The 13,746-nt window shown below is 71.0% G+C and carries 15 protein-coding genes and 1 tRNA gene; 9 read left to right on the top strand and 7 right to left on the bottom strand.

All coding sequences use genetic code 11. The annotated features are described in order from the left end of the window. Positions 1-2 precede the first annotated feature (2 nt). Positions 3-806, top strand: coding sequence for a non-homologous end joining protein Ku (gene ku / locus E3O41_RS08140; protein WP_135012240.1), 804 nt, complete (start codon positions 3-5; stop codon positions 804-806). On the opposite strand, the gene E3O41_RS08135 is transcribed toward ku, so the two are convergent. Next, positions 807-1,502, bottom strand: a complete 696-nt coding sequence (locus tag E3O41_RS08135) for a DedA family protein (protein WP_067024006.1) — start codon at positions 1,500-1,502, stop codon at positions 807-809. Between the two features lie 53 nt (positions 1,503-1,555). Next, a tRNA-Leu gene (locus E3O41_RS08130) sits at positions 1,556-1,637 on the bottom strand. Between the two features lie 125 nt (positions 1,638-1,762). On the opposite strand from E3O41_RS08130, the gene E3O41_RS08125 reads away from it, so the two are divergent. Genes E3O41_RS08125 through E3O41_RS08100 form a run of 7 tightly spaced genes read left to right on the top strand, consistent with a single transcriptional unit; the run spans position 1,763 to position 6,324 of the window. Continuing rightward, a complete protein-coding gene (locus E3O41_RS08125; protein WP_067024002.1) occupies positions 1,763-2,980 on the top strand; it encodes a TadA family conjugal transfer-associated ATPase in 1,218 nt (405 codons plus the stop codon). After that, the gene (locus E3O41_RS08120; protein ID WP_067024000.1) at positions 2,977-3,834 is read left to right on the top strand and encodes a type II secretion system F family protein; all 858 of its coding nucleotides are present in this window, start codon (positions 2,977-2,979) and stop codon (positions 3,832-3,834) included. The genes E3O41_RS08125 and E3O41_RS08120 overlap by 4 nt, the downstream gene beginning before the upstream one ends. Then, the gene (locus tag E3O41_RS08115) at positions 3,831-4,772 is read left to right on the top strand and encodes a type II secretion system F family protein (protein WP_067024326.1); all 942 of its coding nucleotides are present in this window, start codon (positions 3,831-3,833) and stop codon (positions 4,770-4,772) included. The genes E3O41_RS08120 and E3O41_RS08115 overlap by 4 nt, the downstream gene beginning before the upstream one ends. A 14-nt stretch (positions 4,773-4,786) precedes the next feature. Next, positions 4,787-4,963: a hypothetical protein gene (locus E3O41_RS14230; protein WP_169817955.1), complete on the top strand. Its 177-nt coding sequence runs from the start codon at positions 4,787-4,789 to the stop codon at positions 4,961-4,963. Next, entirely contained in the window at positions 4,960-5,385 is a 426-nt protein-coding gene (locus tag E3O41_RS08110) for a TadE/TadG family type IV pilus assembly protein (RefSeq protein WP_342353790.1), read from the top strand. Before E3O41_RS14230 ends, E3O41_RS08110 begins: the two co-directional genes overlap by 4 nt. Beyond that, on the top strand, positions 5,360-5,890 hold the full coding sequence (locus E3O41_RS08105; RefSeq protein ID WP_240482264.1) for a TadE family protein: 531 nt from the start codon (positions 5,360-5,362) through the stop codon (positions 5,888-5,890). Before E3O41_RS08110 ends, E3O41_RS08105 begins: the two co-directional genes overlap by 26 nt. Beyond that, entirely contained in the window at positions 5,887-6,324 is a 438-nt protein-coding gene (locus tag E3O41_RS08100) for a pilus assembly protein TadG-related protein (RefSeq protein WP_067023997.1), read from the top strand. The genes E3O41_RS08105 and E3O41_RS08100 overlap by 4 nt, the downstream gene beginning before the upstream one ends. A 3-nt stretch (positions 6,325-6,327) precedes the next feature. Here E3O41_RS08100 and E3O41_RS08095 read toward each other — a convergent pair whose 3' ends face one another. Continuing rightward, positions 6,328-7,611: an MFS transporter gene (locus E3O41_RS08095; RefSeq protein ID WP_420845460.1), complete on the bottom strand. Its 1,284-nt coding sequence runs from the start codon at positions 7,609-7,611 to the stop codon at positions 6,328-6,330. An 81-nt stretch (positions 7,612-7,692) separates the two neighbouring features. Between E3O41_RS08095 and prfB the strand changes: the two genes are divergently transcribed. Beyond that, positions 7,693-8,802, top strand: coding sequence for a peptide chain release factor 2 (gene prfB, locus E3O41_RS08090; protein ID WP_135012239.1), 1,110 nt, complete (start codon positions 7,693-7,695; stop codon positions 8,800-8,802). Between the two features lie 619 nt (positions 8,803-9,421). On the opposite strand, the gene qcrB is transcribed toward prfB, so the two are convergent. From qcrB to ctaE, 4 genes are read right to left on the bottom strand one after another with little or no spacing between them, the layout of a single operon-like run. After that, the gene (gene qcrB / locus E3O41_RS08085; RefSeq protein WP_083990820.1) at positions 9,422-11,143 is read right to left on the bottom strand and encodes a cytochrome bc1 complex cytochrome b subunit; all 1,722 of its coding nucleotides are present in this window, start codon (positions 11,141-11,143) and stop codon (positions 9,422-9,424) included. Next, positions 11,143-12,195 (bottom strand): cytochrome bc1 complex Rieske iron-sulfur subunit, encoded by a 1,053-nt coding sequence (gene qcrA, locus E3O41_RS08080; RefSeq protein WP_067023993.1) that lies wholly within the window; start codon positions 12,193-12,195, stop codon positions 11,143-11,145. Before qcrA ends, qcrB begins: the two co-directional genes overlap by 1 nt. Before the next feature lie 39 nt (positions 12,196-12,234). After that, the gene (qcrC, locus tag E3O41_RS08075; RefSeq protein WP_067023990.1) at positions 12,235-13,041 is read right to left on the bottom strand and encodes a cytochrome bc1 complex diheme cytochrome c subunit; all 807 of its coding nucleotides are present in this window, start codon (positions 13,039-13,041) and stop codon (positions 12,235-12,237) included. A 20-nt stretch (positions 13,042-13,061) separates the two neighbouring features. After that, on the bottom strand, positions 13,062-13,688 hold the full coding sequence (gene ctaE / locus E3O41_RS08070) for an aa3-type cytochrome oxidase subunit III (RefSeq protein WP_205631737.1): 627 nt from the start codon (positions 13,686-13,688) through the stop codon (positions 13,062-13,064). Between the last annotated feature and the right edge of the window lie 58 nt (positions 13,689-13,746).

Genomic DNA, 13,746 nt, shown 5'->3' with positions numbered 1-13,746 from the left:
CCATGCGATCGATCTGGAAGGGCGCGCTCACCTTCGGGCTCGTCAACGTGCCGGTCAAGCTCTACGCCGCGACCGAGGACCACGACGTGTCGCTGCACCAGGTGCACAACGCCGACGGCGGGCGCATCCGATACCAGCGCAAGTGCGAGGTGTGCGGCGAGGTGGTCGCCTACGCCGACATCGATCGCGCCTACGACGACGGCGAGCGCACCGTGGTGCTCACCGACGAGGACCTCAAGGCGCTGCCGGCCGAGCGCAGCCGCGAGATCGACGTGGTCGAGTTCGTGCCCAGCGAGCAGGTCGACCCGATCACGTTCGACAAGGCGTACTACCTCGAGCCCGACTCCAAGTCGCCGAAGGCGTACGTGCTGCTGCGGGAGACCCTCGAGCGCACCGATCGCACGGCGATCGTGCGGTTCTCGCTGCGGCAGAAGACCCGGCTCGCGGCGCTGCGGGTGCGCGGCGACGTGCTCATGCTGCAGACCCTGCTGTGGGCCGACGAGGTGCGGCAGGTGTCGTTCCCGTCGCTGGAGGACTCGCCCACGGTGAGCAAGAAGGAGCTCGAGCTGTCGGCCAACCTCGTCGAGAGCTACTCGGGCGACTTCGACCCGGACGAGTTCGTCGACGAGTACCAGAAGGAGCTGCGCACGCTCATCGAGGCCAAGCTCGAGCAGGGCGATGCCATCGACACGGACGCGACGTTCGGCCGCGACGAGGAGGAGACCGGCGGCGAGGTCATCGACCTCATGGAGGCCCTGCGCGCGAGCGTGGAGAAGTCGCGGCAGACGAAGAAGACCGCGAGCTGATCAGTCGATCTGGGGCTCGATCACGGGCTCCGGCGTGCCGGCCGCGAGCTCGCGGCGCACGGTGCGGCGCTCCTTCAGGTAATGCCACAGCACGAACACGGCCGTCCCCGCGACCGCGGCGAGAAGGATGAGGTCGATGTACTGCGTGACGAAGTCGCGCACCCACGGGATGAACGCGATCACGTAGCCGAACAGCGTCAGCCCCGCGCCCCAGATCACGGCGCCGATGAGGTTGTACAGCGTGTACCGGCGCCACGGCATGTGGCCGATGCCCGCCGCGACGGGCGCGAAGGTGCGCACGATCGGCACGAACCGGGCGACGATGATCGTCAGGCCGCCGAAGCGCTGGAAGAACGCGTTCGTCCGGGCGACGTTCTTGCGGCTGAATAGGCCTGACTCGCGGCGCTCGAACAGGGCCGGACCGCCCTTGTGGCCGATGAGATACCCGACCTCGCCGCCGACGAAGGCCGACAGGCCGATGAGCAGCGCCACGATCCAGATGTTGACGCCGAAGACGAGATTGGTGTGCGTGAGCAGGCCCGCGATGATGAGGAGCGTGTCGCCGGGGAGGATGAACCCGACGAGGAGCCCGGTCTCGGCGAACACGATGAGGCACACGACCAGCAGCGCCCACGGGCCGGCGATCGTGATGATCGTCTCCGGGTCGAGCCAGGGGATGAGAGCTGTGTGGTGCAAGGGGTTCCTGTCTGAAGGAAGGTGACGGCGAGGGCGGATGCCCCGACCGCCCGTGCGGAAGGTGGGACTCGAACCCACACGCCCAGAGGCACAGGAACCTAAATCCTGCGTGTCTACCGGTTTCACCACTCCCGCGAGCGATTCGTTCAGTCTACTGACGGCCCCTGATGCCGACGAGGGGGAGATCCCCATGATCCGCCGGTGTTTGGCGCTGTGGATAACTTCCGCGGCGGACCTCGCTGCTGTGTGAGGATCCCCGCGTGGACTCCCTGCACGCCGACCTCATCGAGCGCGTGCGCCGGCGCCTGCGCGAGGACGGCATCGACCCCGCGCGCGATGCCGTGGCGGCGCAGCACGCCGTCGCGGTCGAGGTGCGCCGGTACAGCGATCTCGCCCTCGCGCGCGGCGCGGCGCCCATCGACGACGAGCCGGGGGTGGTGCGCTCGCTGCTCGCGGCGATGAGCGGGTGGGGGCCGCTGGATCCGTACCTTCGTGATCCCCGGGTCGAGGAGCTGTGGATCAACGCCCCCGATCGGATCTTCCTCGCCCGGGCCGGGGTGACCGAGCGCGTGCCGCTGGAGCTGACCGACGAGGAGGTGCGCGACCTCGTCGAGCGCATGCTGCACGCGGCCGGGCGGCGCGTGGATCTGTCGCAGCCGTTCGTGGACGCCTCGCTCCCGGACGGCTCGCGTCTGCACGTCGCGATCCCCGACGTCACGCGGCGGCACTGGGCGGTCAACATCCGCCGCTTCCTCTCCGGTCACCGCACGCTCGACGAGCTCGTGGACATCGGATCGATCGAGGCGGAGGGCGCCGACCTTCTGCACGCGGCGATGCGCGCGGGGGAGAGCGTGCTCGTCTCGGGCGCCACCCACGCGGGCAAGACCACCCTGCTCGCGGCGCTCCTGGGCGAGTGCGGCACGGCGCGGATCGTCACGGTCGAGGAGACGTTCGAGCTCGGGGTCGACGCCCCGGATCTCGTGGCCCTGCAGGGGCGCCAGCCGAGCCTGGAGGGCACGGGGGAGATCACGCTGCGGCGGCTCGTGAAGGAGGCGCTGCGCATGCGCCCCGACCGTCTCGTGATCGGCGAGGTGCGCGACGCGGAGGCACTCGACCTCGTGCTCGCGCTCAACACGGGCGTGCCGTGCGCCGCGACGATCCACGCGAACTCGGCGAGCGAGGCCCTCGCCAAGCTGGCCATGCTGCCGCTGCTGGCCGGCCGCAACATCGATCGCGACTTCCTGCTCCCGGCGATCGCGGGCGGCGTCGACCTCGTGGTGCACTGCGAGCGGCGCCCCGACGGGTCGCGCCGGATCCGGGAGATCGCGCGGGTCACGGGCGAGGTGACGGACGACGCCGTGGCGACCGAGTCGGTGTATCGCGCCCCCGAGAGCGCGCCCGGTGCCCCGATCCGCCTGCCGCGGCCGGCGCAGGGCGGTTCGTGGCTCGATGCCGACACCCGGGTGGTGAGCTGGTGACGATCCTGCTCGGTCTGACGCTCGCCGCGGGGCTCCTGCTGGTCGCCTCGCCGTGGCTGTGGCCTCCGCGCCCGGTCACCGAGCAGTCGGCGCAGGAGAGCCGGGCCGCCCGGCTGCTGGAGTCCGCCGGTTTCGCGCACATGCCTCCGCGCGTGCTGTACGTCGGCTGCGCGGCCGCGGGCCTGGGCGCGGCCGCCATCGCCTGGCTCGCCACGGGCGTCGCCGCGCTCGCCGCCGCCGCGCTCATCGCCGGGGCCGCCGCGCCGATCGGCTGGCTGCGCTCGCGCCGGCTCGCGCTCGCCCGCGCGCGGCGCGGCCTCTGGCCCGATGTCTGCGATCTGCTGATCTCGTCGGTGCGCGCCGGCATGTCGCTTCCCGACGCGATCGGCAGTCTCGGGGAGTCCGCGCCGCCGTCGCTGCGCGGGCCGTTCGCGGCCTTCGCGCGCGACATGGCCGCCTCCGGGCACTTCGACTCCAGCGCCGACCGGCTCAAGCAGGCGCTGGCCGATCCGCTGGCCGACCGCATCGTCGAGACGCTGCGCATGGCGCGCCAGGTGGGCGGCACGGAGCTCGTCCCGGTGCTGCGGGCGCTGTCCGCGTCCGTGCGGGCCGAGGCGTCGCTGCGGGCGGAGGTGGAGTCGCGGCAGTCGTGGACGCGCGGCGCGGCCGTGCTGGGCGTCGTGGCGCCGTGGGTGATCCTCGTGCTGCTCGCGACGCGCCCCGAGGGAGCGGTCGCCTACTCCAGCCCCGAGGGCGTCGCCCTGATCCTCGCCGGCGCCGTCGTCTCGTTCGTGGCCTACCGCCTCATGATCCGGATCGGCCGCCTGCCGGAGCCGAGGAGGTGGTTCGCGTGACCGTGCTCACCGACGCGGCGCTCGCGATCCTGCTCGGCGGCTCCTTCGGCGCCGGGGTGTGGACGCTGCTCGCGCTGGTGCCGCGGTGGGGCGCCGTGCCGCTCGGGCGCCGCATCGCGCCCTACATCCGCGACGTCACCGATCCCGAGGGCACCACGCTCCACGACGGCGCGATCGATCCGGGCTCGGCGCTCGCCGGCGGCGCGCGGGCGGCGTGGCTGCGGCTGCGCGTGGCCGTGACCCGTGTGCTCGGCGGCGGCGACAGCGTCGCGCGTCGCCTGCAGCGTGCGGGCCTCGAGCCCGATGTCGCGGCCTTCCGCGGCCGCCAGCTCGCGTGGGCGCTCGGGGCGGCCGCCGCGGGCGGGGCGCTGACCGTGGCGCTGGCGGTCACGGGGCGCTTCACGGGGGCTGCGGCGCTGCTGCCGGTCGTGACGGGAGCGGCCGGCGCGCTGGGCTGCGACGCGCTGCTCACCGCCCGCGCGCGCGGGCGCAGCGCGCGCATCGCGGAGGAGCTGCCCACCGTGCTCGAGTTCCTCGCGCTTTGCCTGGCCGCCGGCGAGGGGATCCTCGACAGCGTCCGGCGCGTCTCGGCGGTCGGGGGCGGCGAGCTCACCCTGGAGCTGCGCCGCGTCGTCGTCGAGGTGGCGACGGGCGCGAGCCTGGGCGAGGCGCTCTCGGCCCTCGCACGCCGCGTCGACGTGCCCGCGGTCGGGCGGGCGATCGATCACCTGGTGGCGGCGATCGACCGCGGTGCCCCGCTCGCGCAGACGCTCGAGGCGCAGGCGGCCGACGCGCGCGAGGAGGCCAAGCGCACGCTCATCGAGCAGGCGGGCCGCCGCGAGATCGGCATGCTCATTCCGCTGGTGTTCGGGCTGCTGCCGCTGTCGGTGATCTTCGCCGTGTTCCCCGGAATCGTGATGTTGCGCATCGGACTGTAGAGGAAGGAAGAGAGATGACGGATCTCGACACGGGGGAGCGCTCGCTCCCCGAGGACGACCGCGGCGACGTGCCCGGCTGGGTTCTCGTGACCCTGATGACGGCGGGCTTGGTCGTCGCCATCTGGGCGCTCGCCGGGCCCGCGCTCGAGGGACTGTTCCAGCAGGCGATCACGAGCGTCACCGGGTTGTGAGCGTGGCGCCGCGCCGCGCTCGTGCCCGGCACGGGCTCGACCTCGGCGGCGACGAGCGCGGCTCGGCCGTCGTCGAGTTCGTGCTCGTGGGCTCGCTGCTGACCGTGCTGACGCTCGCCGTGCTGCAGCTGGGCTTCGCGATCTATGTGCGCAACGTCGTGCACGACGCCGCCGTCGAGGGCGCCTATCACGCGGCGCTCGCCGACGTCCCCGTGCAGTCGGGCGCGGCGCGGGCTGGCGAGCTGATCTCGCGCGCGGTCGGATCGGGGTACGCGCAGGAGATCCGCGCGAGCACGGGGATGGTGGCGGGGACGGAATCCGTGGTCGTCACGGTGCGGGCCACTCTGCCGCTGGCGGGCCTGCTCGGCGTTCCCCGCGGACTGGAGGTGACGGCGCATGCGCCGGTCGAGTCGCTGGGCTGAGCGCTGGCGGCGGCCCCTGCCGGGCTCCGCGCCGGGGTCGCTGCCGGGGTCGCTGCCGGTGTCGCGGCCGGGGGAGGGCGAGCGTGGATCGGCGTCGCTGGAGTTCATGACGGTCGGGGTGCTCATGCTCGTGCCGATCGTGTACCTCGTGGTGACGCTCGGCATCCTGCAGAACCACGCGCTCGGCGCGGAGGCGGCGGCGCGGTTCGCGGCGCGATCGATCGCGCAGTCCGACGATGCCGCCGAGGCCGCCCAGCGCGCGGACGCGGCGATCGCCGGCATCACGGAGGAGTACGGCATCGACGCGGATCGCACCACTGTCTCGATGACGTGCGTTCCCGCGGGTGCCGAGTGCCCCGCGGCCGGGGCGACCGTCGTCGTCACGGTGCGCTCCGCGGTCTCGCTGCCGTTCGTGCCGGACGTCCTCGGGCTGGACCGGCTCGCGGTCATCCCCGTGGAGGCGACCTCGGGGCAGAAGGTCTCCCGGTTCTGGAGCGCGGGATGAGCGCCCGCCGGCGGCCGCGGCGGGAGCTCGCCCAGGACGAGCGCGGCAGCGTGCTGCTGCTCACGCTGGGCTACGCACTGCTCGCGATCGCGGTGGTCATCGTGTGCGTCGATGCGACCTCGCTCTATCTGGCGCAGAAGCGCCTCGATGCCCTCGCCGACGCCGCGGCGCTCGCGGGCGCCGACGGATTCTCGGTCGTGGCCGGCGCGGACGGCCCCGCCGCGGTGCTCGACGACGCGGAGGTGCTCGAGCAGGCCGGCGCGATCGTCGAGGTCACGGGCGGCCAGGCGCGGCTCGTGGCCGCCACCACGCCGGACGGCCTCTCCGCGCGGGTGACGGTGACCGACACCTGGCACCCACCCGTGCTGTCGCCGTTCGTGCCCGGCGGCATCACGCTCGAGTCGACGGCGACGAGCCGCACCGCGCTGAACTGAGCGTCAGCGCTCGGGCGCGTAGCGGGGCAGCCAGCGCAGGAACGCGAGGGCGCCGAGCAGGCCGATCGCGCCGATCGCACCCGTCGCGACCGAGAGCGAGAACAGGGCGGTCAGGCCCGAGAAGATGAGCGGCGTCGTCGCGCCCCCGGCATCGGTGATCGTGCGCCAGGCGCCGAGGAACGTCGCCGGCTCGTCCTGCGGGGCGACATCGGCGCCGACGGTCAGCAGGATGCCGCTGGAGAGGCCGTTGCCCACGCCGATGACGATCGCGAACACCCCGAACCACAGCACGGCCTGCGGCACGTCGTGGGTGAACGCCAGCGCCACGAGCGCGCCGCCCATGAGCACCGCCGAGGGCACGGCCGCCCAGATGCGCCCGAACCGATCCATCACCTGACCGCTGACGTAGAACAGCGCGAAGTCGAGCGCACCGGCCACGCCCACGACGAGGGCGATCGTGGAGGCGTCGAGCCCGATCGACACACCCCACAGCGGCAGCACGGTCTGACGCGCCCCGCGCACGGCCGCGAGCGACGCCGCGGCCACGCCCAGCCGCGAGAGCACGCGGCGGTTGCGCCACATGGTGCGGAACACCCCCACGCGCTCGACGGCGGGGATGGACCCCGTCACCGGCTCGCCGGTGTCCTCGGCGATCGCCTCGTCCCGGCGGGGCGCGGGGGCGCCCGAGATCCGCGTCTCCGGGTCGGGCCCGAACGTCACGAGCAGCCCGACGCCGATCATCATCGCCGCGAAGAACCAGATGCTCGCGCGCTCCGTGCCGAACACGGCCAGCATCGCGGCGGCGAGGAAGGGCCCCGTGAAGGCGCCGAGGCGGAACGAGCCGCCCAGCAGCGACAGCGCGCGGGCGCGATACGTCAGCGGCACGCGCGTGGTCATGAAGGTGTGCCGGGCCACGGCGAACGAGGCGGCGAAGAACCCGACCGTGAGCGAGGCGAGCGCGAGCAGCGGCACGTTCTGCGCGAACAGCATGATGATGGCCCCGAGCAGCGAGCCGATCGCCGCGATCGTCATCGCCCGTCGCTCGCCCGCGCGCGCCACGAGCCAGCCGGCGGGGATGTTCCCGAGCAGCTGTCCGACCACGAGCGCCGCCGGCACCAGCGCGGCCGCCGCCAGGTGCGCGCCGAACTGGGCCGCCACCACCGGAAGCAGCGGCACGATCGCGCCCTGCCCGACCGAGTACAGCGCGGTGGGGCCGTAGATCATCGGCGCGAAGCGAAGGAGGGTGCCCCGCACGTCTCCATCGGGCGGTGGAGGGGCGGATGTCACGCCTCCACGTTACCTCGGCGATCTCGGGCGTCCCGGCGCCCACACCGGCTCCCAGCGGCCGACCGGTAGGCTGGGGGAGACATGATTGAGCTCGATCTCTCCGCCGACATCCAGGCGCTGCGCACCACGTTCGCGAACATCCGAGAGGTGGTCGATGTCGACGCGCTGCGCGCCGACGTGGACCGCCTGGAGCAGGAGGCGGCCGATCCAGAGCTCTGGAACGACCAGGCCAACGCGCAGAAGGTCACCAGCGCGCTCAGCCGCGTGAAGGCGCAGCTCGCCAAGGTCACGAAGATCGAGAGCCGCCTCGACGATCTCGAGGTCATGGTCGACCTCGCCAACGAGATGGAGGACGAGGACGCCGCCCAGGAGGCGCGGACCGAGCTCGCCGCGCTCGAGAAGGCGATCGGCGACCTCGAGGTGCAAACGCTGCTCGACGGCGAGTACGACGATCGCGCCGCCGTCGTCACGATCCGCTCGGGCGCGGGCGGCGACGACGCCACCGACTTCGCCGAGATGCTCATGCGCATGTACCTGCGCTGGGCCGAGCGCCACGGCTACCCGGTCAAGGTGATGGACACGTCCTACGCCGAGGGCGCGGGCATCAAGTCCACGACGTTCGAGGTCGACGCGCCCTACGCCTACGGCACGCTCTCGGTCGAGGCCGGCACGCACCGTCTCGCCCGGATCAGCCCGTTCGGCTCCGCCGACAAGCGCCAGACGTCGTTCGCCGCCGTCGAGGTGATCCCGGTGATGGAGGAGGCCCAGGAGGTCGACATCCCCGAGAACGACATCCGCGTCGACGTCTTCCGCTCGTCCGGCCCCGGTGGTCAGTCGGTGAACACCACCGACTCGGCCGTGCGGATCACCCACCTCCCGACCGGCATCGTCGTCTCGATGCAGAACGAGAAGTCGCAGATCCAGAACCGTGCCGCCGCCATGCGCGTGCTGCAGACCCGACTCCTGCTGCTGCAGAAGGAGGAGGAGGCCGCCAAGAAGAAGGAGCTCGCCGGCACGATCACCGCGAGCTGGGGCGACCAGATGCGCTCGTACTTCCTCTACGGTCAGCAGCTCGTCAAGGACCTGCGCACGGGCTACGAGGTGGGCAACCCGGCCACGGTGTTCGACGGCGACCTCGACGGGCTCATCAACGCCGGCATCCGCTGGCGCAAGCGCAAGATCGAGGACTGACCCTCGCACCCCAGGCCCCGGCACCCGCCGGGGCCTTTTGCGTTGCGGCCCGGTGCGCCGTCTGGCGTGCGGCTCGCGGTCGGCTTCGGCTTACGGAGCGGGGCGCCGAAACAGCATGTTTGCGCCGAGACCGGTTCCTGTGCACGCTGTCTCGGCGCGAAGATGCAGTCTCGGCGTGAAGAAACAGCGTCACGGACTCGACGGGCGCGCAACGCGCGTCCGGGTGCCCTGCATGGGTGGGCCGCCCTGCACGCGACGGGGGAGCAGATCCCGGTCCCGAGATCGCACGGTATGCGCCGAGACTGCACGCCTGCGCCGAGACAGCTGACGGTGGACGCTGTCTCGGCGCAAACATGCAGTCTCGGCGCGAAGACACCCGCGCTGCGCCGCAACAGCGAACGCGCCCAGCGGGGACGGAGGGGTTCCGCTGCCCAGCAGGGGGTGAGCGCAGCGAACCGGGCCCCCGCTGGGCGGCGGAACCCCGCAGTCCCCGCGGACCCGACCACAACCGGTAACCGACCCGGGGGCGCACCCGGCGAATCCGCCCCGCAGTCCCCGCGGAAACCTCCGGCGCACGCGAAAAGGGCCCGGTCCGAAGACCGGGCCCCTTTCGGCGCACTCAGTGCTTGTCGTCGCCCGACTCGAGCTCCGCGTGGTGTCCGCCGTGGCGGAACTGCGGCGTCTCCTCCGGGCTCGGGCCGTACTCGGCCAGCGCGTGGCGCTGGTGCTCGTCGGCGTGGTCGAGCTCGGTCTGGGTGAGGGGAGCGAGGCGGTCCTCGAAGAACCAGCGCGACAGCGACGCGCGGAACTTCTGGCTCGCCGGGATCTTGCCCTGGTCGTTGGGGCGCACCACGAGCGGCTCGTAGCCGGGCTCGGGGATGAGCTTCCAGCGCTCGTATTCGTCCATCGGCTTGTGCACCTCGCGGTACTCGCCGCCGGGGAGGCGCACGATGCGGCCCGACTCGTAGCCGTGCAGGACGATCTCGCGATCCTTCTTCTGCAGGGCGAGGCACACCCGCTTGGTGATGAAGTAGAGCACGAACGGCCCGATGATCAGCGCCGCCTGGAGGAAGTGGATGACTCCCTCCATCGTGAGCCCGAAGTGGGTCGCGATGATGTCCGACGAGGCCGCGGCCCACAGCGTCGCGTAGAAGCCGACACCGGCGGCGCCGATGGCGGTGCGCGTCGCGGCGTTGCGCGGGCGCTGGGCGATGTGGTGCTCGCGCTTGTCGCCCGTGATCCACGCCTCGATGAACGGGTAGAACATGACGAGCACGATGAAGATGCCCAGCACGGCGACCGGCACCAGGATGCCGAGCGACAGCGTGTAGTTGCCGAGGTGGACGTCCCAGTTCGACGGGGCCAGACGCAGCGCGCCGTCCGCGAAGCCGATGTACCAGTCGGGCTGGGTACCGGCCGAGACGGGCGACGGGTCGTACGGGCCGTACGCCCAGATCGGGTTGATCTGCACCAGCGAGGCGATCAGCACGATCGCACCGAAGACGATGAAGAAGAAGCCGCCCATCTTGGCCATGTACACCGGCATCATCGGGTAGCCCACGACGTTGTCGTTCGCGCGGCCGGGGCCGGCGAACTGCGTGTGCTTGTTCACGATCATGAGCACCAGGTGCAGGCCCACGAGGGCGATCACCAGCAGCGGCAGGATCAGGATGTGCAGCGTGTACAGGCGGCCCACGATGTCGGTGCCGGGGAACTCGCCGCCGAAGAGGAGGAACGAGGTCCACGTGCCGATCAGCGGGATGCCCTTGACCATGCCGTCGATGATGCGCAGGCCGTTGCCCGAGAGCAGGTCGTCGGGGAGCGAGTAGCCGGTGAAGCCCTCGGCCATCGCCAGGATGAACAGCACGAAGCCGATCACCCAGTTCAGCTCGCGCGGCTTGCGGAACGAGCCCGTGAAGAACACACGGAGCATGTGCACGCCGATGCCGGCCACGAAGACCAGGGCGGCCCAGTGGTGGATCTGGCGCACGAGCAGGCCGCCGCGCAGGTCGAACGAGATGTGCAGCGTCGACTCGAGCGCCGCCGACATCGCGATGCCGCGCATGGGCTCGTAGGCGCCGTGGTAGTGGGTCTCGACCATCGAGGCCTGGAAGAAGAACGTCAGGAACGTGCCCGAGAGGAGCACGACGACGAACGACCAGAGCGCGATCTCGCCGAGCATGAACGACCAGTGGTCGGGGAAGACCTTGCGGCCCAGCTCCTTGACGAAGCCCGACAGGCTGGTGCGCTCGTCGATGTAGTTCGCGGCGGCGCCGACGAACTTGCCGCCCAGCGGCTTGTCAGCGGCCTTCTTCTCTTCCTGAAGCGTGGCGGTGCTCATCAGTGACGCTCCCAGAAGCTCGGGCCGACAGGCTCGCGGAAATCGCTGCGGGCGACGAGGTAGCCCTCATCGTCGACGGTGATCGGCAGCTGCGGCAGCGGGCGGGCGGCGGGGCCGAAGATGACCTTCGCCTCCTCCGTGACGTCGAACTGCGACTGGTGGCAGGGGCACAGCAGGTGGTGCGTCTGCTGCTCGTACAGGGCGACGGGGCAGCCGACGTGCGTGCAGACCTTCGAGTACGCGACGATGCCGTCGTACGACCAGTCCTTGCGCTCCTCGCGCTCGATGAGCTGCTCGGGGAGCAGACGCATCAGCAGCACGATCGCCTTGGCCTTCTGCTCGAGGTAGCCCTCGTCGTGGCCGAGGCTCGCGAGGTCCTCGGGGATCACGTGGAACGCGGAGCCGAGCGTGACCTCGGATGCCTTGATCGGCGTGCCCTCGGGGTCGCGCGCCAGGCGCGTGCCCTCCTTCCACATGGTGTGGTTCAGGAGGTGCACCGGGTCCTCGTCCATGGGGGCCAGGCCGCGGAACAGCGTCAGGCCGGGCAGGATCGAGGCGCCGAGCGCGACGAACAGCGAGTTGCGGATCATCTTGCGACGACCGAAGCCCGAGTCCTCGTTCGCGTCGGCGAAGGCCTTGACGGCCGCCTCGCGCGTGGGCACCGAGCCGCGCGTCGCGTGGCGGTGCTCCACGTGCTCCTTGTCGCTCATGAGCGCCTTGGACCAGTGGATCGCGCCGATGCCGATCGCCAGCAGGGCGATCGCGATGCCGAGGCCGATGAACATGTTGTTGTACCGGATCGAGAGGAACGACTCGTCCTCGATCGGGAACAGCATGTAGGCGGCGACGGCGAAGATGCTCGCCGCGGCGGAGAGGTAGAACAGCGTGTAGACCGTGCGGACGGCGGCCTTCTCGGCCTTCGGGTCCTTGTCGGTCATCCGCGCGCGGTGGGGCGGCAGACCCGGGTTCTGCACGGGGTCCGAGACAGGGACGGCGAGGCCAGCGGAAGGCTGGTACGCCTCCACCGCCTGCGTGTCGTCCTCGTGTGCCATGGTGCTCCTCGTCACTTCTTCACGTTCGTTCGTCATGCGTCAGTTCGACTTCGCGGTGATCCACACCGTGATCGCCACGAGGGCGCCGATGCCGAAGATCCAGACGAACAGACCCTCCGAGACAGGACCCAGCGAGCCGAGCGTGAAGCCGCCCGGGGCCTGCATCTGCTGCTGATACAGCAGCGCGGAGATGATGTCGCGCTTGTCTTCCTCGGTGAGGTTCATGTCGTTGAAGACAGGCATGTTCTGGGGGCCGGTGACCATGGCCGCGTAGATGTGCAGGCCGCTGGTGTCCATGATGTCCGGCGCGTACTTGCCCTCGGTGAGCGCGCCACCGGCGGCGGCGACGTTGTGGCACATGGCGCAGTTGATGCGGAACAGCTCCGCACCGCGGGCGACGTCGCCCTCGCCGTCGGTCACGTGATCGCTCGGGTACTCGGGGCCGGGGGCGACCGACTGGACGTAGTCGGCCATCGCGAGGATCTGCTCCTCGGTGAACTGCACCGGCTTCTGCGGAGCCTGCGGGCCCTGCATCTGCAGCGGCATGCGTCCGGTGGAGACCTGGAACTCGACCGCGAGCTCGCCGACGCCGACGAGCGAGGGGCCGTTGTCGGTGCCCTGCAGGTCGAGGCCGTGGCAGGTGGCGCAGTTGGCCTGGAACAGCTTCTCGCCGTCCTCCGCCGTGAGGGCGGTCTGGACCTGCGACGTCTCGGCGGTCGAGGCGACCGCGGCCGATGCCGCGGCGTAGCCGCCGCCCGTGATGAGCAGGCCGATGCCGATCAGCGCGGCGGTGGCCAGGGGGCTGCGACGCCCGCCGGAGCGACGCATCTTCTTCTCTCGTGCCATGTGATTCTTCAGCTCCGGTCTTACTTGAGGAAGTAGATGACGATGAACAGGGCGATCCAGACCACATCCACGAAGTGCCAGTAGTACGACACCACGATCGCGGTGGTCTCTTCCTTGCGACGGAACTGCTTGACGGCATACACACGGCCGATCGTGAGCAGGAACGCGACGAGGCCGCCGGTGACGTGGAGCGCGTGGAAGCCCGTGGTCAGGTAGAACGCCGACGCGTACGAGTCCGAGTGGATCGGCATGCCGTGCGCGACGAGCTGGGCGTACTCCCAGACCTGACCGCAGACGAAGAACGCGCCCAGGATGAAGGTCAGCCAGAACCAGGGGACCATGCCCCACGACTTCCAGCCCTGCCCCTTGACCGTGTACGGCTGGCCGCGCTCGGCGGCGAACACGCCCATCTGGCACGTCACACTGGAGAGCACCAGGATGATCGTGTTGATCAGAGCGAAGGGCACGTTGAGAAGCTCGGTGCGGTCCGCCCACAGCTCCGGGCTGGTGCTGCGGAGCGTGAAGTAGATCGCGAACAGGCCGGCGAAGAACATGACTTCGCTGCCGAGCCAGACAATCGTGCCGACCGCGACCGGGTCGGGTCGCTTCACTTTCGGTGCCGGGGCATAGATCACGGGGGTCGTCACCCGTCCATTATTGCCGATGATCGAGCGTGCTCATGGCAATTTCGACGCCGCGTCGAAG

Origin of the sequence: Microbacterium sediminis (assembly GCF_004564075.1) — a bacterium.
Lineage (GTDB): Bacteria > Actinomycetota > Actinomycetes > Actinomycetales > Microbacteriaceae > Microbacterium > Microbacterium sediminis.
The sequence above is the reverse complement of the archived record's forward strand: the minus strand, read 5'-3'. Positions and strand labels throughout refer to the sequence as shown.

Excerpts from the sequence above, each read along its gene's own strand:
- ku (WP_135012240.1), top strand. The coding sequence starts at position 3 with ATGCGATCGATCTGGAAGGGCGCGCTCACCTTCGGGCTCGTCAACGTG.
- E3O41_RS14230 (WP_169817955.1), top strand. The coding sequence starts at position 4,787 with ATGACGGATCTCGACACGGGGGAGCGCTCGCTCCCCGAGGACGACCGC.
- E3O41_RS08105 (WP_240482264.1), top strand. The coding sequence starts at position 5,360 with ATGCGCCGGTCGAGTCGCTGGGCTGAGCGCTGGCGGCGGCCCCTGCCG.
- E3O41_RS08100 (WP_067023997.1), top strand. The coding sequence starts at position 5,887 with ATGAGCGCCCGCCGGCGGCCGCGGCGGGAGCTCGCCCAGGACGAGCGC.
- prfB (WP_135012239.1), top strand. The coding sequence starts at position 7,693 with ATGATTGAGCTCGATCTCTCCGCCGACATCCAGGCGCTGCGCACCACG.
- qcrB (WP_083990820.1), bottom strand. The coding sequence starts at position 11,143 with ATGAGCACCGCCACGCTTCAGGAAGAGAAGAAGGCCGCTGACAAGCCG.
- qcrA (WP_067023993.1), bottom strand. The coding sequence starts at position 12,195 with ATGGCACACGAGGACGACACGCAGGCGGTGGAGGCGTACCAGCCTTCC.
- qcrC (WP_067023990.1), bottom strand. The coding sequence starts at position 13,041 with ATGGCACGAGAGAAGAAGATGCGTCGCTCCGGCGGGCGTCGCAGCCCC.